The 18,484-nt window shown below is 70.6% G+C and carries 18 protein-coding genes and 1 tRNA gene; 9 read left to right on the top strand and 10 right to left on the bottom strand.

Annotated features, from left to right (window positions below; all coding sequences use genetic code 11):
* The first annotated feature begins 227 nt into the window (after positions 1-227).
* Together ACRYRV_RS01815 and ACRYRV_RS01810 are read left to right on the top strand one after the other, a co-directional pair.
* A complete protein-coding gene (locus ACRYRV_RS01815; protein ID WP_444984147.1) occupies positions 228-2,234 on the top strand; it encodes a recombinase in 2,007 nt (668 codons plus the stop codon).
* Positions 2,235-2,419: 185 nt separating this feature from the next.
* Entirely contained in the window at positions 2,420-2,782 is a 363-nt protein-coding gene (locus tag ACRYRV_RS01810) for a hypothetical protein (protein ID WP_444984148.1), read from the top strand.
* 149 nt (positions 2,783-2,931) lie between these two features.
* Here the strand turns inward: ACRYRV_RS01810 and ACRYRV_RS01805 are convergent, their stop codons facing one another.
* Both ACRYRV_RS01805 and ACRYRV_RS01800 read right to left on the bottom strand, forming a co-directional pair.
* On the bottom strand, positions 2,932-3,933 hold the full coding sequence (locus tag ACRYRV_RS01805) for a hypothetical protein (RefSeq protein ID WP_444984149.1): 1,002 nt from the start codon (positions 3,931-3,933) through the stop codon (positions 2,932-2,934).
* A gap of 72 nt (positions 3,934-4,005) precedes the next feature.
* Complete coding sequence (locus tag ACRYRV_RS01800; protein WP_444984150.1) at positions 4,006-5,001, bottom strand: lysophospholipase; 996 nt, start codon at positions 4,999-5,001, stop codon at positions 4,006-4,008.
* Positions 5,002-5,144: 143 nt separating this feature from the next.
* Between ACRYRV_RS01800 and ACRYRV_RS01795 the strand changes: the two genes are divergently transcribed.
* A complete protein-coding gene (locus ACRYRV_RS01795; protein ID WP_444984151.1) occupies positions 5,145-6,461 on the top strand; it encodes a ferredoxin reductase family protein in 1,317 nt (438 codons plus the stop codon).
* A 105-nt stretch (positions 6,462-6,566) separates the two neighbouring features.
* Here the strand turns inward: ACRYRV_RS01795 and bioA are convergent, their stop codons facing one another.
* The 7 genes from bioA to bioB all read right to left on the bottom strand — a co-directional run bounded on the left by bioA (position 6,567) and on the right by bioB (position 12,754).
* Positions 6,567-7,865, bottom strand: a complete 1,299-nt coding sequence (gene bioA, locus ACRYRV_RS01790) for an adenosylmethionine--8-amino-7-oxononanoate transaminase (RefSeq protein WP_444984152.1) — start codon at positions 7,863-7,865, stop codon at positions 6,567-6,569.
* A gap of 165 nt (positions 7,866-8,030) precedes the next feature.
* A tRNA-Leu gene (locus ACRYRV_RS01785) sits at positions 8,031-8,115 on the bottom strand.
* A 44-nt stretch (positions 8,116-8,159) separates the two neighbouring features.
* On the bottom strand, positions 8,160-8,885 hold the full coding sequence (bioD, locus tag ACRYRV_RS01780; RefSeq protein ID WP_444984153.1) for a dethiobiotin synthase: 726 nt from the start codon (positions 8,883-8,885) through the stop codon (positions 8,160-8,162).
* Between the two features lies 1 nt (position 8,886).
* The gene (locus tag ACRYRV_RS01775) at positions 8,887-9,687 is read right to left on the bottom strand and encodes a methyltransferase domain-containing protein (protein ID WP_444984154.1); all 801 of its coding nucleotides are present in this window, start codon (positions 9,685-9,687) and stop codon (positions 8,887-8,889) included.
* Positions 9,684-10,445: an alpha/beta fold hydrolase gene (locus ACRYRV_RS01770; protein WP_444984155.1), complete on the bottom strand. Its 762-nt coding sequence runs from the start codon at positions 10,443-10,445 to the stop codon at positions 9,684-9,686. Before ACRYRV_RS01770 ends, ACRYRV_RS01775 begins: the two co-directional genes overlap by 4 nt.
* The gene (gene bioF, locus ACRYRV_RS01765) at positions 10,442-11,617 is read right to left on the bottom strand and encodes an 8-amino-7-oxononanoate synthase (protein WP_444984156.1); all 1,176 of its coding nucleotides are present in this window, start codon (positions 11,615-11,617) and stop codon (positions 10,442-10,444) included. Before bioF ends, ACRYRV_RS01770 begins: the two co-directional genes overlap by 4 nt.
* A gap of 3 nt (positions 11,618-11,620) precedes the next feature.
* A complete protein-coding gene (gene bioB, locus ACRYRV_RS01760) occupies positions 11,621-12,754 on the bottom strand; it encodes a biotin synthase BioB (protein WP_444984157.1) in 1,134 nt (377 codons plus the stop codon).
* A gap of 95 nt (positions 12,755-12,849) precedes the next feature.
* Here bioB and ACRYRV_RS01755 point away from each other — a divergent pair, with 95 nt between their 5' ends.
* Both ACRYRV_RS01755 and ACRYRV_RS01750 read left to right on the top strand, forming a co-directional pair.
* Positions 12,850-13,542 (top strand): ComF family protein, encoded by a 693-nt coding sequence (locus tag ACRYRV_RS01755; RefSeq protein WP_444984158.1) that lies wholly within the window; start codon positions 12,850-12,852, stop codon positions 13,540-13,542.
* Positions 13,543-13,599: 57 nt separating this feature from the next.
* Positions 13,600-14,586, top strand: coding sequence for a serine/threonine protein kinase (locus ACRYRV_RS01750; protein WP_444984159.1), 987 nt, complete (start codon positions 13,600-13,602; stop codon positions 14,584-14,586).
* 70 nt (positions 14,587-14,656) lie between these two features.
* Here the strand turns inward: ACRYRV_RS01750 and ACRYRV_RS01745 are convergent, their stop codons facing one another.
* The gene (locus ACRYRV_RS01745) at positions 14,657-15,205 is read right to left on the bottom strand and encodes a hypothetical protein (protein ID WP_253451034.1); all 549 of its coding nucleotides are present in this window, start codon (positions 15,203-15,205) and stop codon (positions 14,657-14,659) included.
* Positions 15,206-15,455: 250 nt separating this feature from the next.
* On the opposite strand from ACRYRV_RS01745, the gene folE reads away from it, so the two are divergent.
* The 4 genes from folE (at position 15,456) to ACRYRV_RS01725 (ending at position 18,457) form a co-directional block, all read left to right on the top strand.
* Positions 15,456-16,013: a GTP cyclohydrolase I FolE gene (folE, locus tag ACRYRV_RS01740; RefSeq protein WP_253451037.1), complete on the top strand. Its 558-nt coding sequence runs from the start codon at positions 15,456-15,458 to the stop codon at positions 16,011-16,013.
* A gap of 25 nt (positions 16,014-16,038) precedes the next feature.
* Complete coding sequence (gene folX, locus ACRYRV_RS01735; RefSeq protein WP_253451040.1) at positions 16,039-16,446, top strand: dihydroneopterin triphosphate 2'-epimerase; 408 nt, start codon at positions 16,039-16,041, stop codon at positions 16,444-16,446.
* A gap of 111 nt (positions 16,447-16,557) precedes the next feature.
* A complete protein-coding gene (locus ACRYRV_RS01730) occupies positions 16,558-16,875 on the top strand; it encodes a hypothetical protein (RefSeq protein WP_444984160.1) in 318 nt (105 codons plus the stop codon).
* Positions 16,876-16,999: 124 nt separating this feature from the next.
* Positions 17,000-18,457, top strand: coding sequence for an NAD-dependent succinate-semialdehyde dehydrogenase (locus ACRYRV_RS01725; protein ID WP_110069704.1), 1,458 nt, complete (start codon positions 17,000-17,002; stop codon positions 18,455-18,457).
* The last annotated feature ends 27 nt before the right edge of the window (positions 18,458-18,484 follow it).

Genomic DNA, 18,484 nt, shown 5'->3' with positions numbered 1-18,484 from the left:
AAACCGGAGCCTATATACCCATAGGTGAGGATTTCGGCCGGGCTGGCGTACCAGCAGCGCGCAACGAAGCGATTTGCCCGCGCAGACATTTGGCAGCGTTTCCGTAACGATCGTGGCTTGGCGGCGGGGGCCCCCCCGCCGCTTTTTTGTGGGCGGGCGCTGGTTCAGGGCGTGGGGGCCAGGCATCATATCTGCCCGCTCCTGACCTGCAAGGATATCTCCCACGCATGACGGTGACTGACCCGCTTGATGAGGCCCTGGCCTCCCTGTCTGAGGATAACCGGCTGGAGAGCTGCCTGGATGCGCTGTTCGGCTGGTTGCGCGCCGGCAGCCCGGATGGGGCTGCTCAGCGCCTCGACCGCCTGTCGGCATATCTCGAGGCGGACTCGGACCAGGCTCGCCGCCTGGCCCAGGGAATTCTGGGAGGGCTGGCACGCCTGGAGGTCTACCCCGCGCTGGTGCGGCTGGGGATCCTCTCTCGAGAGGGACTCTTGCGGGACGTCACCACAAGGCTCTACGACCGCCTCAACCCGCCGCCCCTGGACCGGGATGACTCTCGCGACCTGTTGGCGCGACTGATCACTCGCCATGACAAGGCCTGGATCGAGACGCTGCCTGCCAGCGGCTGGCTGCGCCTGCTGCGGGTGCTGCTGGCTGCACAGGATGAGGAGCTGAGCCAGGCGCTGCGGACACACCTGGAGGAGGAGTGCCTCTATGCCCTGGAAATGCTGGCCATCTGGGTCGCCGCCGAGGAGCTCGACCCGGAGCTGATGCGCATCGATGAGCGGCTGACCCGCATCGACTCTCCGTTCATCGCCCTGCAGCGCGAGGCTCACGCCTTCGTGGAGCTGAGAAACATGCCGGGGGAGGTGGACCCGGAGCAGGAGCGTGCGGCCATCGATCACCTTCGCGTGATGCTGGATCAGTGTCAGGAACAGGTAGCACGCTTCCGGCGCCGCGGTGCCGGAAGCCTGGGCTCTTCGGCCCATACCTCCCATCTGATCGAGCGCCTGGAGGATACGCTCGGGCGGATCGCTACGCTCGTCGTGTTGACGCAACCAGGCCACGGCGTGACCGTGACACGCACGGCGCTGCGTCTCTGGCAGGAGCTGCTGCTGGCCACGGCGGAGAAGGACAGCATCCGTGCAGTGTGGAAGAAGAGCACGCGGATGGTCTCGCGCAGCATCACCCAGAACAAGAGCGACCACGGCGAGCGCTATATCTCCCGGGATCTGTCGAGCCATCTGCGCCTGGTGGCCACGGCCGCCGGCGCCGGGGTGATCATCGCCATGATGGCGCTGATCAAGATCACCATCGAGTCCTGGGGGCTCTCGCCGCTGCTCCAGGCTCTGCTGGTGAGCCTGAACTACGGGCTGGGCTTCGTGCTGGTCCACCTGCTGCACTTCACCATCGCCACCAAGCAGCCCGCCATGACGGCAGCGAGCTTTGCCGCCGAGGTGGAGCGCAACCGCAGGGGGCGCTCCGTCAGCCGCAAGCTGGCCAGGCTGCTGCTGGAGGTGAATCGCTCCCAGTGGGCGGCCGTGTGGGGCAACGTCTGTGCGGCGCTGCTGACCGCCCTTGCCATCACCTGGCTGGCACTGGCGGTACTGGGAACACCGCCCCTCGACGCCGAGCAGATCGCCTATCAGCTCAGGGCCATCTCTCCCGTCCAGAGCCTCGCACTGCTTTACGCCGCCATTGCCGGCGTCTGGCTCTTCTGCTCCGGGATCATCGCCGGCTTCTTCGACAACCGGGCGGATCATGTGCAGCTGGAGCGGCGGCTGGTGGGCCATCCGGCGCTCCAGCGCATACCGCGCCACCGGCGAGAGCGGCTGGCCCACTACCTTCATGAGAACTACGGCGCTTTGGCCGGCAACTTCCTGTTTGGCGTGCTGCTGGGCATGACCGGCTATGTGGGCTACCTGCTGGGGCTGCCCCTGGATATCCGCCACGTGGCCTTCTCCTCGGCCAACCTGGGGTTTGCCAGCTTCAGCGACTTCCAGGGCTGGCCCACCTTCCTCCTGGGCCTGCTGTTCGTGATGCTGATCGGTTTCGTCAACCTCTGGGTCAGCTTCGCCCTGGCCCTGATGGTGGCCCTGAGATCGCGGGGCTGCCGGATCGAGCCCGGCATCCTGCTGGCCGGGGTAAAGGATGAGTTCTTCAGAAATCCGCTGAGGTTCTTCATCCCGACGGTGCTCTCCAGCAGGAAGAGTGGCGCCGGCGATGGGCGGTAACTACCGCATTAACCGGGGAGACCCCCGATGGAGGGTGTGGCATCTTGTCGGTCATGGCCTCGACGCTATCGTCGGCGAGTGACAGGGCTCTAATGCAGCGATGGCAATCACCCGGCAAGATGGGGCACCCACCGGCACGCGAGCTGCCACACTGAGGCAGACCACTTCTCGACAGGGAGCGCTCCATGAGCAACGGACCCTATGGCCGGATCGCCTGCCGCTGCGGCGCGGTATCGCTGCTGATATGCGGCTCTCCTCTTGGCATCGGCCGGGATGCCGGCGGCGAGACGGTGGCTTTCTGGCCGCTGGCGGCCATCCAGCTTGGCCAGGGGGCCGATGAGGTCGATGTGGCTACGGCGGGGCAGGGCGGCGGCGAGATCTGGTGGTACCGACGCTGCAGTGAAGGTCTTCTGCATGCCCACGATAAGGCCGGGGTGGCGGTGCTGGAGGGCGAAGACGCAGAGGTCGACGGTATGGCGCCGTCGCTGAGTAAAGGGCAGCGGCGCTGCCTGGAGGCGCTGGGCTATCGCGTGCCGCCGTTGGCTTGAAGCCGGAAGGCGGCGGTCCGGCTCCATGCCCCGGTCAGGCGTTCGACGGTGCCACCGGGGGATACAGGGCGTCCCTCAGCCGCTCGGCGTGGGCGGCGACCCAGTCGGGGGCGATGGGGCCCCAGTCCCGGAGCACGTCGGCGCCGATGTCAAAGGCGCACGCGGTCGATCTCGCGGCGGAAGTACATCTCCAAGCGCAGGTCCAGGGCCCAGCGGGGCTCTCGGTCGGCCTCCCGGGGGAAGTGCAGGGCCGGGGCCACGTCCAGGAAGAGGATGCCGCGGTGCAGGTCGCGCCGATAGCGGGTCTGCAGGTAGGTGTCCTCGATGGCGGGGCTGGAGGCGCTCTCGCCGAGCACCACCGCACTGTAGCGAATTGCCCGGCGGCGATCGATGCGTCGGTTGAGCTCCACCGCCTGGCTGGCCTCCAGGGTGTCGACCTGCTCGCGCCACTGGAGGTTGCTGATGAAGCGCAGGTGGCGGTTCTCGTCAATGGGACGGCCGACGTCCCAGCGGGTGCGCGTCGAGTAGCCGTCCTTGTTGAACCAAGAGAGGCGGTTGTCGCTCTCCAGCTGCCAGGGGCCGTCTCCCAGCGTCCAGAGGCGCTGGGTGATCACCCGGGCATAGGGATCCAGCGGCAGACGCACCCGGATGCCGGCGCCCACCTGGGTATTCCACTGCTCGGTCTTGTCGCGGCGGCTCAGGCGGTTCAGGCCGATGCGCAGGCTCTCCACGCCGCTGGGCCGCTCGTCTACCAGCTGACGGTCCTGCTCGGCGAGGGTGCCCTGGGTCTCTTCGGCATCGCTCTCGATGACCAGGCGCAGGCGCTCTTCGGTGGTGGGCAAGTCGAGGCGAAAGCGGGCGCCGAGGTCCTGCTTGAAGGCCTGACCCTCCTTCCAGCGCCAGCCCTGGCTGATGCGCAGGTAGGAGTCGTTCTCGATGCTCAGGGCATCGGTGGTGCCGAAGAAGCCATCGATGCGCCGGGAGGTGGTCTCCACCCAGCGCGAGACGCTGTCGTGGAGCGGCTCGATCTGCTCGTCGGCCCAGGGGGGCAGGTCGCTGTCATTCTCGGGCTCGGTAGCCGGCGACGGTCCCGTATCGGCCTGGGCGGTTAGTGCCACGCAGGCCGCCAGGGCCATGAGCAGCTTCTTCATCCGTGGCGCTCCCCCTCGTTTTTCTCGGGAACAGTGTAACCACGAACGGGGCGGGAGTCGCCAGGAGCCCGCTCAGTGGCAGAGTCGGCGGCGAAGCCCGCCTCGGGTCCGCTCGTGACCGGAAGGCAGGGCCGCGGCGGGATCGACCAGCCAGGCGGCCAGATCGGCCTCGGTCAGCGCGCGCCCCGTGTAGCGGGTCAGCATATGGTACCCCTCGGGATAGAGCGCCAGGCGCAGGCCGGGCGTCTCGCCCTGCTCGGGCAGCCGTTCCAGCAGGGCGCAGATCGCCTCCGGGGGAATGACCTGGTCCTCCTCGCCGTAGAGGATCAGCGCCGGCTCGGGCAGTCGCCCGGCCGCCGCCAGGGCCAGGCTCATGGTCTCGGTCACGCCGTGAAGGGTATCGACCCGGGCTCGGCGCAGGATCAGCGGGTCTTCCGCCAGGCGTGCCATGATCTCCGGGTCGTCGGTGGGTTCGATGCCCAGGCGGCGCACGCTGCTCGCCGAGAAGCTCAGCGAGGGGGCGAGTCGCACGCCGAGCCAGAGGGCCGCGCGCTGATACCAGGGCATGGCATCGAAGCCCCAGACCGCGGGGGCGATCAGGACGCTGCCGGCCACCGGCAGGTCGGGGTACTCCGCCAGGGTCAGCAGCACCACGGCAGCCCCCATGCTCTTGCCCACCAGGTAGACTGGGGTGTCGGGGTAGCGCCCGGCGAGCAGCCTGGTCAGCAGCGCCGCGTCCTCCACCAGGCGGCCATGGCCAGGCCAGATCCGGCGCTGATCGGTAAGCCCGAAGCCGCGCTGATCGAAGGCGTAGGTGGTGATGCCCCGGGGCGCCAGGGCCTCGGCCATGACCTCGAAGCTGCCAGCGTGGTCGTTGAAGCCGTGCACGGCCACCACGACGGCGCGGGGCGCCTCGCCCGCGGCGGGCCAGTGGCGCAGCGGCAGGCGGTAGCCATCCTCGGCGACCACCCGGTCAGGCTCCAGCCGAGCGGTTTCGACGCCGGTCCCCGGCAGCTGACGGGCGGCCTGGGCGCAGCCACCCACCAGCCCCATCAGTAGTATCACCATGAGCCCGGCGGCGACCGGGCCTCTCCCTGCAAGCACCATGAGCGTCCCCGCTTCTGGATAGAGACTTCGACGCCAGGATACTACCCTGTGGGGCGTGGGTGGGTCGCGATGACGGCGACCCGGTGTTGGCCAGGGAGGGGTGGATGAGTCAGGTAACGCGACGGGCGCTGGGCTGGGGCGCCCTCTATCTGAGCATGGCGCTGCTGCCCATGGGCATCGCCCTGCTGCGGGCGCCGGGCGAGGGCCGCGGCCTCTGGGTGGAGTTCGGTGCCATGCTGGGCCTGCTGGCCCTGGGCGTGATGGCCCTGCAGGCGGTGGTCTCGGGGCGCCACCGCTGGTTTGCCGAGTCGCTGGGGTTCGACAACCTGCTGCAGTTCCATCGCCGCATGGGCAATGCCGCCCTGGTGCTGGTGCTGCTGCACCCCCTGGTGCTCCTGACCGCGCGGCCGGAGTGGCTCGGCTACCTCGATCCCCGGGAGGAGGCCGCCCGGGCCCTCACCCTGTGGGGCCTGCTGGCCGGCACCCTGCTGCTGGTGGTCAGCTCGCTGTGGCGCGGCCGGCTGGGGCTCTCCTACGAACGCTGGCGTCTGCTTCACGGCCTGCTCGCCTTCGGCGTGGTGGCCGGGGGGCTCGGCCATGCGCTGATGGTTGGGCACTACACCGCGGGGGCGCTGACCGGCCTGGCCCTGATGGCGGCCATCGGCCTGGCCCTCGTGGCCCTGCTGGAGTCGCGGCTGCTGCGGCCCTGGCGGCTGCGCCGGCGCCCCTGGCGCGTGGTGGAGGTGGCGCCGGTGCGCGGCGACGCCACCACCCTGGCGCTCGAGCCGGTGGGCGAGCATCGCCTCGACTTCGTGCCGGGGCAGTTCATCTGGATCACCCTGGGGGAGACCCCCTTCCGGCTGCAGCAGCACCCCTTCTCCCTGGTGTCATCGGCGGAGCGCCCCCGGCTCGCCTTGACCGCCAAGCGGCTGGGCGACTTCACCGAGACCCTGCCCGAGGTGCCGGTGGGCACCCGCGCCTTTGTCGAGGGGCCCTATGGGGCCTTCCTGCCGGATGTGGACAATCCCTCCGGGGCCGTGCTGATCGCCGGCGGCATCGGCATCACGCCGATGATGAGCATGCTGCGCACCTTCGCCGATCGGGGGGAGCGGCTGCCGCTCTGGCTGGTCTACGCCAACCCCCGCTGGGAGGAAGCGACCTTTCGCGAGGAGCTGGAGGCCCTGGCCGGGCGGCTGTCCCTGACGGTGATCCACGTGGTCGACGAGCCGCCGGCGGGGTGGCAAGGGGAGAGCGGCAAGCTGGACCGCGACCTGCTGGCCCTGCGCCTGCCCCCTGACGATGGCCGGCGGGACTACTTCATCTGCGGCCCCGGCCCGCTGATGGACGCCGCCGAGGGGGCGCTCATCGAGCTCGGCGTGGCGCCCACCCGTATCTATTCGGACCGTTTCGACATGGTATAGGAGGCATCATGCTGCACCGCTATGCGCGCCACGCCGCCACCCTCTGCGCCGTGCTGCTGGTGGCCATCGCCCTGCTGGTGGCCCTGTGGCGGGGGTAACGCCCCGCTAGCGCAGAAACCACCCTTTCATCACCGCGGTGATGCGGCGCAGCTCCGCCTCCGTGGTGACGTAGGCGGGCATGGTGTAGAGCCAGCGGCCGATGGGGCGCAGCCAGACCCCCTGCTCCCGGGCCCAGTCGGCGACCCCGGCGAGGTCCGCGGCGTCGCGGGTCTCGATCACCGCGGTGGCGCCCAGGGCGCGCACCTCGTCCACCGCCGGGTGGGCCGCCAGGGCGTCGTCCCGGACCAGCTCCTGCTCCAGCACCCGGTTGAGCCCGGCGATCCGCTCCAGGTACGCCTCCTCCTCGAACACGGCGAGGCTCTCCAGGGCCACGGCGCAGGCCAGCGGGTTGCCCATGAAGGTGGGCCCGTGCATGAAGGCGTGCCCGGGCGAGTCCCCGATAAAGCCGTCGTGCACCCGGCCAGTGGCCAGCGTCGCCGCATGGCCCAGGTAGCCCCCGGTCAGCCCCTTGGAGAGCACCATGATGTCCGGTGTCACCTCGGCGTGGTCGGCAGCGAACATCCGGCCGGTGCGGCCGAAGCCGGTGGCCACCTCGTCGAACACCAGCAGCACGTCGAACTCGTCGCACAGTTCGCGCGCGCCCTGAAGGTAGCGGGGCGAGGTCATGTTGAGCCCGCCGGCGGCCTGCAGCAGTGGCTCCATCAGCAGGGCGGCGATCTCGTCGTGGTGGCGCTCCAGCACCGCGCGCAGGGCGGCCAGGTCCTGCGCCACCGCCTCGTCGTCGGCGTGAAAGGGGGCGGCGGGGGCCGGGGCGAAGTGGTGGCGGGGCAGGTACCCGGCGAAGAGCGAGTGCATCCCCTCCTCGGGGTCGCACACCGCCATGCAGCCGGCGGTGTCGCCGTGGTAGGCCTTCATCAGCGAGAGCATGCGGTGCTTCTCCGGCCGGCCCCGCAGCCGGTGGTACTGTACCGCCATCTTCATGGCGACTTCCATGCCCACCGAGCCGCTGTCGGAGAAAAAGACGTGGTCGAGGCCGGCGGGGGTGATGCGCACGAGCTCCCTGGCCAGGCGGTCGGCGGGCTCGTGGGTCAGGCCGCCCAGCATCACGTGGCAGAGTTCGTCCGCCTGCTGCTGGATGGCCCGCACCAGGCGCGGGTGGCGGTAGCCGTGGATCATGCACCACCAGGAGCAGGTGGCGTCGAGCAGGGTCTCGCCGCCCTCCAGGGTGAAGTAGGGGCCCTCGCCGCCGACCACCTTGGGGGCCGGACGCTGGGTCTTGAGGTGGGCATAGGGGTGCCAGACAGGAGAGGGGGGCCAGACGGGAGAGCGGTCGCTCGGGGTCATCACGGGCTCCAGCAGGAAACGGGAAAAACGGACGGGCACGCGAAGACGCCGTTCATCTCGGCGAGACGACGGTCGCGGGCGCGTTGGGGCAGCGTTTTGCAACGCAGGGACTCAGGGTGACGCAGAGTCTTGCGATGGGGGATCTTGCGACGGGGTATCTTGCGATGGTGCGGATGGGGAGACTTGAACTCCCACGCCCGAAGGCACCAGAACCTAAATCTGGCGTGTCTACCAATTCCACCACATCCGCACGAGTAGGCAGGCGCGATCATTTTACGGACGGCGCCTCCCAAGTCAATGAACATCGGGAAGTTCCAGGCAGCCGGCGGCGGAGTCGGCCATGGCCCGGGGCGTGCCGGCGGGCAGCCGGGGGATGACCCCGAGGCAGGGGGCGGGCAGGGCGCTCGCCAGGGTGGCCAGGTTGTCGCGGTAGAGGGCGTCGTCTTCGGCAAAAGCCGGCTCCACCAGGCTGCCGATCCAGCCGGCCAGGCGCAGCCCGTCGTGGGCGATCGCCTCGGCGGTCAGCCGCGCCTGGCTGATGCAGCCGAGCCGCAGCCCCACCACCAGGATCACCGGCAGCGCGTGGGCGGCGGCAAGGCCCGCGAGGTCCTCCCGGGCGCTGAGCGGCACCCGCCAGCCGCCGGCGCCCTCCACCAGGGTCAGGTCGCACTCCAGGGCCAGCAGGGGGCGCAGCCAGCCGCTGAGATCGGCCAGGCGCACCTCGACCCCGGCGCGCCGGGCGGCCAGGTGGGGGGCGATGGCAGGGGCGAAGGCGTAGGGGTTGATCGTTGCGTAGTCCACGGCCTGGCCCCCGGCAGAGCCCGCCTGGGGCCGGCTCTGGGCCTGCAGGGCCAGGGCATCGGCGTTGCGCAGGCCCCCGGGGGTGGCGTCGCTGCCGGAGGCGACGGGCTTCAGGCCCAGGGTGGTGAGCCCGGCGCGGCGGGCCCGGGCCAGCAGGCCGCAGGCGGCGAGGGTCTTGCCGGCGTCGGTATCGGTGCCGGTCACGAAGTAGGCGGGCATCTCAGCGGATCAGCTCCAGGGTCAGCAGTTGGTAGGTGACGGGCAGCCCTCGGGGCTCGCGCAGCGCCTCATACTGGCGCCGGGCCCGGGCCACCTCGGCGCGGCTCAGGCGCGCGCCGGGGCGGGCGGTCTGGGCGCCCACGCCCTTGATGGAGGCCATCACCGCCGGCAGGTCGGGGTAGTGGAAACGCCTTGCCCGGGCGTCGACGGTGACCTCGCGGAAGCCGGCTAGGCGCGCCGCGGCCAGGTGCCGCTCGCGGCTTTGAAAGGGGAGCAGGGCGTCGGGGCGCGACCAGGCGTGGCCCACCTCGGCCAGGGTGCCGGGCCCCAGGGTGTTGATCAGGGCGCGGCCACCCGGGCGCAGCACCCGGGCCAGCTCGGCCAGCGTGTCCTCCAGGCTGGGGCACCACTGAATCGCCAGGTTGGAGAAGACGAGGTCCAGGCCGGCGTCGGGCAGCGGCAGGGCGGCGGCGTCGGCGCAGAGCCAGCGCGCCGCATCGCCATGCAGGCGGTGCGCTTCGCTCAGCATGCCGGGGGCCAGGTCCAGGCCCAGCACCCGGGCGTTGCGGCCGTAGCGCTCGGCCAGCCGGACGCTCCAGTGGCCGGGGCCGCAGCCCAGGTCGAGCACGGCGTCGGCCCGGGGCGGCAGGCGCGCCCAGAGGGTGTCGCCCATGCGCTGCTGGGCGGTCGCCAGGCGCACATAGTCGCCGGCGGCCCGGGAGAAGGCGTGGGCCACCCGGCGTCGCCAGTCGGCGCGCTCATCTGCTTCGGGGGCGCGGTGGTGCTCCAGCAGGGCGCTCATATGGGGCTCTCCTGCCGGGTGGGATCGGCTTCCGGCGCCCGGCCCGCCCCGGCCGCGCAGCGCCGGGCGAGCGTCGTCAGGGCCGCGGCCAGGTCGTCGGGCCGCGACAGCATCGGGCAGTGGCCGGCGTGCTCAAGAATCCGGTCGGCGTCGGTGACGGCGGCCGGGGCCAGCAGGGGGTCGCGCTCGCCGGCCAGGCGGTACACCGGGCAGGGCGGGGCGGCCAGCGTCGCCGTGGCGTCAAGCTCGGCCAGCCAGCCGAGGCCGGCCGCCAGGGTGGCGCGGTCCGGGGCGGGCCCGTCACCCAGCAGCGCCTGCAGCCTGCGGTGGGCCTCCCGGGGGGCGGGTTCGCCGTCGAGCTGCCAGCGCCGGAAGTGGGCCAGGGCGGCGCTCGGCGCCCGGGCGAAGGCGCGGCGAAAGTCGGCCAGCGCCTCGCGGCTGATCCCCTCGGGGTGGCAGAAGCGCGGCCCGGCGCCGAGCAGCAGCAGGCCGCGCGGCGCGGTGGGCGCTTTCTCGAGCAGGCTGGCGGCCAGCAGGCCCCCGAGGGACCAGCCGACCCAGACCGCATCGGCCGGCAGCGCGGGGGCCATGGCCTCGGCCAGGGCCTCCAGGCAGGCGGGCTTCGCCAGCGCCGGGCGGGTGCCGTAGCCGGGCCAGTCCGGGGCGCTGACCTCGATACCATCGGGCCAGCGGTCGGTCAGCGGCTGCCAGATACGCGCGTCGCAGCCCCAGCCGGAGAGCAGCACCAGGCGGGTCACGGGGTCGCCTCCGCCGCGGCACTGGCCTCGGCGGCCTGGCAGTCGGCCAGCCCCGCCAGCAGCCTTTCCAGGTCGTCATCGGCGTGAGCCGCAGAGAGGGTGATACGCAGCCGCGCCTGGCCCCGGGGCACGGTGGGCTCGCGGATGGCGCCCACGTCGATGCCGCGGGCGTCGAGCCGTGCCGCCCAGGCCATCACCCGGGGGCTCTCGCCCAGCACCAGGGGCTGGATGGGCGTGTGGCTCTCCGTCAGCGGCAGCCCCAGGCCCGCGGCCTCGGTGCGGAAGCGCGCGATCAGGCTGGCCAGGCGCGCGCGCCGCTCCGGCTCCGCGGCGAGAATATCGAGCGCCGCGAGGGTGGCCGCGGCGACGCCGGGCGGCTGGGCGGTGGTGTAGACATAGGGGCGGGCGAACTGGATGAGGTGGTCGACCAGCTTATGGTTTCCGGCCACGAAGGCGCCGGCGGTGCCGAGCGCCTTGCCGAGGGTGCCCACCAGGACGGGCACCTCCTCCACGCCGTGGGCGCGGCCCACGCAGCCGTCTCCGCGCTCGCCGAGCACCCCGAGGCCGTGGGCGTCGTCGATCATCAGCCAGGCGTCGTGGCGGCGCGCCGCCGCGGCGAGGCCGGAAATATCGGCCACGTCGCCATCCATGCTGAAGACGCCGTCGCTGACCACCAGCTTCGGCGCTGCGGCGGGGGCGCGGGCCAGCAGCCGCTCGAGGTCACCCAGGTCGCCATGGTGAAAGCGCCGGGAGGGGGCGCCCGAGAGCGTGGCGCCGTCGAGCAGGGAGGCGTGGTTCAAGCGGTCCTGGAAGAGCCGGGTGTCGGGTTCGCAGAGCGCCTGCAGGGTGCCCAGGTTGGCCATGTAGCCGGTGGAGAAGAGCAGGGCCCGGGGGCGGCCAGTGAGCTCGGCCAGTCGGCCCTCGAGCGCCTCGTGCACGTCGCGATGCCCGCAGACCAGGTGCGAGGCGCGGCCCCCGGCGCCGAAGCGGCGGGCGCCTCGGGCCATGGCCTCGGCCAGGCGCGGGTCGCCGGCCAGTCCCAGGTAGTCGTTGCCGGCGAAGTCGAGGCGCGGAGCCCGAGAGGCCAGGGTGCGGCGCTGTCGCCACAGGCCCTGCGCGCGGCGCTCGGCGGCGCGGGCCGCCAGGCGCTGTGTCCAGCGGTCGGTCGTCATGGCTCAGGCGCCGGCGTCGTAGGCGAGTTCGCCAGCCCTGGCGGCGGCCTGGCGGGCGAGATCTGCCTCGACGTTCGCCTGCACCCTTGTCGTCACCCTGGCCTGCATCTGGGCGTCGTCGGCGCAGGTCTCCCGGCGCTCCGGGTGCAGGCCCAGCCTTGCGAACAGCGCCCGGTCGCGCTCCGCCTGGGGATTGGCGGTGGTCAGCAGCCGCTCGCCGTAGAAGATGGAGTTGGCCCCGGCCAGGAAGGCCAGCGCCTGGGTGGCATCGCTCATCTGCTCGCGGCCGGCGGAGAGGCGCACGTGGCTCTTCGGCATCAGGATGCGCGCCACGGCGATGGCGCGGATGAAGTCGATGGGGTCCAGGTCTTCCACGTCCTCGAGGGGCGTGCCCGGCACCTTGACCAGCATGTTGATGGGCACCGACTCCGGGTGCGGCTCGAGCCTCACCAGCTGCTGGAGCAGGGCGGCGCGGTCCCGGGGGGCCTCGCCCATGCCCAGGATCCCCCCGGAGCACACCTTCATGCCGGCGTCGCGCACATTGCCCAGGGTTTCCAGGCGGTCGGCATAGCTGCGGGTGGTGATGATCTCGCCGTAATACTCGGGCGAGGTGTCGAGGTTGTGGTTGTAGTAGTCGAGTCCCGCCTCGGCCAGGCGCCCGGCCTGGTCGCCGTCCACCATCCCCAGGGTCATGCAGGTCTCGAGCCCCAGCGCCTTGACCCGGCGCACCATCTCTAGCACCAGCTCGAGATCCCGCTCGCGGGGGCTCTTCCAGGCCGCCCCCATGCAGAAGCGGCTGGCGCCGGCGGCCTTCGCCGCCGCGGCCTGCTCCACCACCTTCTCGATCTCCAGCAGCTTCTCCCTGGGGAGGCCGGTGTTGTAGTGGCCCGACTGGGGGCAGTACTTGCAGTCCTCCGGGCAGGCGCCGGTCTTGATGGAAAGCAGGGTAGAGACCTGCACGGCGTTGGGGTCGAAATGGGCCCTGTGCACCCGCTGGGCCCGGAACAGCAGGTCGTTGAAGGGCAGGGCGAAGAGCGCCTCGATCTCCTCGAGGGTCCAGTCGTGGCGAACCGGCGCCTCGGCGTCTAGGGTCTGGGTATCGGCGGGGTGAGCCGTTGGGGGCGTCGCTTGGGTCATCGGGGGAGGGCTCGCTTATGGTCAACCTGGGGTCGTTGGAGAAGTTGACGGAAAGCCTACCGCAGTGGCGCTCTCTGTCAACCCGTGTGATTTCCGTGGTTGACGGCGCCCTGCGTCGGGCGCTCCCCGGCCGCTGTGCCTTCTGCCTGGAGGCGGCAGCGCCTGCTGCACCCTGGTGCTCGTCCTGCTTCTCGGCGCTGCCCTGGAACCTTGCGGCCTGCCCGCACTGCGCCGAGCCCCTGCCCGAGGCGCTGGCGGGGGAGCCCTGCGGCCACTGCCTGGTGGCGCCGCCGGCCTTCGGGCGCAGCCGGGTGCCGCTGCGCTACGAGGCGGAGGTGGCGGGCCTGATGCGCCGCTTCAAGTTCCACGCTTCGCCCCGGGCGGGGGCGGTGCTGCTGGCGCTGCTGGAGGCGGGGCTTCCGGCCGAGGCCCGGGGCTGGCCCGAGGCCATCGTGGCGGTGCCGCTGCACCCGCAGCGGGCCCGGGAGCGCGGCTTCGACCAGGCCGGCTGGCTGGCAAGGCGCCTGGCGCGGCGGCTGGGAGTGCCTCTGGTGCGAGCCGAGCGGCACCGGGATACCCCGAGCCAGCGCGGGCTGGACCGCGACGAGCGGCAGCGCAACGTGCGCGGGGTCTTCCGGGTGGGCGTGCCGCTGCCGGCCCGGGTGGCGCTGCTCGATGACGTCATGACCACCGGGGCGACCCTGAACGCCCTGGCGCTGGCCTGCCGCCGGGCGGGGGCTCGGGAGGTGGAGGCCTGGGCGGTGGCGCGCACGCCGCTGCTGCCCTGAAGGGGGCTGGGCCTGTTAGCATGGAGGCCCCTGAACACCGAGAGGCGCCGCGCTGCCATGGACCCCCAACTGCATCCCTATGCCACCCTCTCGCCGGCCAAGGTGGTGGCGGCGGTAGAGTCGCTGGGCTTCTGGCTGCCAGGCGAGCCCTTCGCCCTCAACAGCTACGAGAACCGCGTCTATCTGGTGCACGACGACGACCGGCGCCGCTGGGTGGTGAAGTTCTACCGTCCCGAACGCTGGAGCGATGCGGCCATCCAGGAGGAGCACGACTTCCTGGACGAGCTGGCCGCGGACGGGGTGGCGGTCTCCGCCCCCTGGCGCGACGCCGAGGGCGTGAGCCTGCACCGTGCCGAGGGCTTTCGCTTCGGGCTCTTTCCCCACCTGCCGGGGCAGGCGCCGGAGCTGGAGAATCCGGCGCACCTCTTCGCCCTGGGCGAGCTGATCGGCGCTACCCATGCGGTCGGGGAGCGAGGGCGTTTTCGCCACCGTCCGGTCATGGACCTCGACGCCATGGTCCTCGAGGCCCGGGATCGGGTACTGGCCAGCGACTGGCTCGACGGACGCCGCCGCGTCGCCTACGAGCGCCTGGTCGCGGCCCTGCACGAGCGCCTGGCGGACCACGCCTGGCCCGCCGAGCGGGCGATTCGGGTGCAGGGAGACTGCCATATCGGCAACATGCTGGGGCGCGACGAGCACTTTGCCCTGGTGGATTTCGACGACTGCCTGATGGCGCCGGCGGTGCAGGACCTCTGGATGCTGATCACCGCCCAGCACGACGAGGAGCGCCATATGCAGCTCTCCGAGGTGGTCGAGGGGTATGAGAAGCATCGCGACTTCGACCGCCGGGAGCTGGCGCTGATGGAGCCCCTGCGCACCCTGCGGCTGCTGCGGCACAGCGCCTGGCTGGTGGCGCGCTGGGACGACCCCGCCTTTCCGCCGGCCTTCCCGTGGCTTGCCGAGGCGGGCTACTGGGATGGCCAGCTGCGCCTGCTGGAGCAGCAGCGCCTGGTGCTGGAGCGGGAGTCCCGCTGGCTCGCCTGACGGGTGACCCCGCAAACGCGAAACGCACCCTCGAGAGGGTGCGTTTCGCGTTGGGACCTTGGCGTCGGGCCTACTGCTGGTCCGGGTTCGGGCGCTCGGCGGGGATCGGGTTGGCGACGCCGGCACCGTTGGCCTGGCGGCGCTGGATATTGATCTGCTCGGAGGGGTTCTCCTGCTCCTCGATGCTCAGGCCGCTGGCCAGGCGCAGCTCGAAGGTCTGCTCCGGGGTCAGCTCGCAGCGGCCGTCCTGGCAGGCAGGGATGCCGAAGCTGCCGTCGGCGCCATAGCCGGCGGCAGACATCTCGCCGCTGTAGATCTCGCTGTCGCCGCCGTCGGTGGCGATGCAGGTGACCGAGCTGGTGGTGATGCGCACCCGGTCGCCTTCCAGGCGGGCGTCGCCCACCATGACGCAGTGGTCGGGGAGCTGGTGCGTGCCCTGGCCGTTGGCCGCCGGGCGCAGCAGGATATCGTCGCGGCGCGGCGTCTCCTGGTCCAGCACCAGGGTGTCGATCACCTGCACCTCGAGGTTGGCATCGGCGGGAAGTTCCAGGGTGGCGGCCAGCACCAGAGAAGGCGCCAGCAGGGTGGCCAGCAGCAGAGTCACGGGGGTCTTTAACATGTCGGGCTCTCGAAAAGGGTCGTGCACAGCATGAGAGCCATGATTCTAGCACAGCGCGGAAGGTGGCTCCCATGCGCGCTTGGTCCCGGGTGCGGCAGGATGTCACGCACGGCGCCTGCCTGGCGGAGCCGGGTAGGCTAGAATACGGGATTCACGATGAATTGACTTGTACAATATTTTTTTCGTGTATATCTTCTGTACATGAGTGTGGGATATACACGACGAGACGATGAACAGGACGGGCCCGACGATGACCGAAGAAATCGCCAACCACTACCGGCAGATCCTCCAGGCGCTGGGGGAGGACCCCGAGCGCGAGGGCCTGCGCGATACGCCCAAGCGGGCGGCCAAGGCGATGCAGTTTCTCAACCGCGGCTATCTGCAGTCGCTGGAGGAGATCGTCAACGGCGCTGTCTTCGAGTCCGAGACCGACGAGATGGTACTGGTCAAGGATATCGAGCTCTACTCCATGTGCGAGCACCACCTGCTGCCCTTTATCGGCAAGTGCCATATCGCCTACCTGCCCAGCGGCAAGGTGCTGGGACTCTCCAAGTTTGCGCGCATCGTGGACATGTACGCCCGGCGCATGCAGATCCAGGAGAACCTGACCCGTCAGATCGCCGAAGCGGTGCTGCAGGTCACCAATGCCCGCGGCGTGGCGGTGGTGGTAGAGGCCAAGCACCTCTGCATGATGATGCGCGGCGTGGAGAAGCAGAACTCCAGCATGACCTCCTCGGTGATGCTGGGCGCCTTCCGCGACAATATCTCGACCCGCCAGGAGTTCCTGACCCTGGTCAACGGACGCTGAGGCTCAACCGCCAAGGAGAACGGCCATGCCGATGCATGCCATCGACGACCAGCACTTCGACCACGACCTGGCCACCATTCGGATCAAGAACCTCCGGCTGCGTACCTATATCGGCATCAAGGAGGAGGAGATCCAGAACCGCCAAGACGTGGTGATCAACGCGGTGATTCGCTACCGGGCCGACAAGGCGGTGGCCTTCAACCATATCGAGCAGGCGCTCAACTACCGCACCATCACCAAGGAGGTGATCGCCCACGTGGAGGAGAACCGCTTCCTGCTGCTGGAGCGCATGACCCGGGAAGTGCTCGACCTGATCATGTCTCACGAGCAGGTGCTTACCGCCCAGGTGGAGATCGACAAGCCCCACGCCCTGCGCTTCGCCGATTCGGTATCCATCACGCTCTCCGCCACCCGGGAGCCCCGTCGCGGCTAGCGCCCCGTCCGTTTGCCGAAAGCCCTCCTGAAGGCCCTGTCGCTTTGAGCGCCGGGGCCTTTGCCCTTAGGATGGGACCTCCCCGAGGCGGTCGATCGAACAGGAGTGACCTTGAACACCGACAGCGATTCCCCGCGCCCCGCCCGCAGGCGCTACTCCCCCCTGGCCATGAGCGCCATCGTCACGGCGCTGCTGGCCCTGCTGCTGCAGGGCGGTTTCGTGCCGCTGAACCTGGCCGCCGCCGTGCTGGCGCTGCTGGGCCTGCGCCAGATCCGCCGCGAGCCGGAGCGCTATATCGGCCGCACCTTCTGCTGGCTGGCCATCGCCCTGGTGCTGGTGCTGGCGGTCCTGACCGCTCTGGTCGAGCCGACGCCATCGGCGCCGCCCGCCGAGTTCATGGTCCCGGAGCAGAACGCCACCGAGCGTTGAGCGAGCTCGTCATCAAGCCTTTCACGGGCGTGGCGCCGGAGAGCCCGGCTCCCTTATCCTAGATGGCAAATCCGGCCGCCATGCCCCGTCCACTACAACACTGCCCCGTGCCCAGGAGATCTCCATGGAAGCCCTCAAGGAAACGCAGCTCTACTGCCCCTTTGCCTATATCGACGGCAGCTGGGTCGCCGCCGACAGCGGTGAACAGATCCAGGTGGTCAATCCGGCCACCGGCCAGCCCATGGGGGATGTGCCGCGCCTGGGGCGTGCCGAGACCGAGCGCGCCATCGACGCCGCCCATGCCGCCCTGCCGGCCTGGAAGGGGCTGACCGCCCAGGAGCGTGCCGACATCCTGATGAAGTGGCACGACCTGATGCTCGAGCACCAGGACGACCTGGCCATGATCATGACCTTCGAGCAGGGCAAGCCGCTCAAGGAGGCCGCCGGCGAGATCGCCTATGCGGCGAGCTTCCTGCGCTGGTTCGCCGAGGAGGCGCGGCGCGTCTACGGCGAGACCATTCCCGCCGCCAAGGCCAACCAGCGCATCCTGGTCACCAAGCAGCCGGTGGGCGTGGTGGGCGCCATCACGCCCTGGAACTTCCCCTCGGCGATGATCACCCGCAAGGCGGGGGCGGCGCTCGCCGCTGGCTGCACCATCGTCATCAAGCCGGCCAGCCAGACCCCCTTCTCGGCCACCGCTCTGGCCCTTCTGGCCGAGCGCGCCGGCGTTCCCCGCGGCGTCTTCAACGTGGTACCGGGGCGCGCCGGCGAGATCGCCGCGGCCATGACCGAGTCGCCCCTGGTGCGCAAGATCACCTTCACCGGCTCCACCGAGGTGGGCCGCGAGCTGATGGCCAAGGCGGCTCGGCATGTCCAGAAGATCTCCCTGGAGCTGGGCGGCAATGCGCCCTTCATCGTCTTCGAGGATGCCGACCTGGATGCCGCCGTGGAGGGGGCCATGGCCGCCAAGTTCCGCAACGCCGGCCAGACCTGCGTCTGCACCAACCGCTTCCTGGTGCAGTCCAGCGTGGTCAACGCCTTCTGCGAGAAGCTGGCCGTGGCCATGCACAGCGAGCTCAGGGTGGGGGACGGCACCGAGGCGGGGATCAATATCGGCCCGCTGATCGATGACAAGGCGGTGGCCAAGGTGAGCGAGCACATCCAGGACGCCGTGGACAAGGGCGCCGAGCTGCTGATGGGCGGCCATCCCCACCCCCTGGGGGGCAACTTCTTCACCCCGACCCTGATCAGCTTCGCCAACGAGCGCATGAAGGTGGCCAAGGAGGAGACCTTCGGGCCCCTGGCCGCGGTCTTCCCCTTCGACGACGAGGAGACCGCCGTGGAGATGGCCAACGACACCGAGTATGGCCTCGCCGCCTACTTCTACTCCCGGGACCTGGGCCGCGTCTGGCGCGTCGCCGACGCCCTGGAGTACGGCATGGTGGGCATCAATACCGGGCTGATCTCCAACGCCGCCGCCCCCTTCGGCGGGGTCAAGGCCTCGGGCCTCGGCCGCGAGGGCGGCCACCAGGGGCTGGAGGAGTTCCTGGAGACCAAGTACCTCTGCATGGATCTTGGGTAACAAACGGGCTGCGCTCGGTCATACGGC

The organism is Halomonas mongoliensis (genome assembly GCF_052496345.1).
This window is presented reverse-complemented; position numbering and strand designations above follow the sequence as displayed.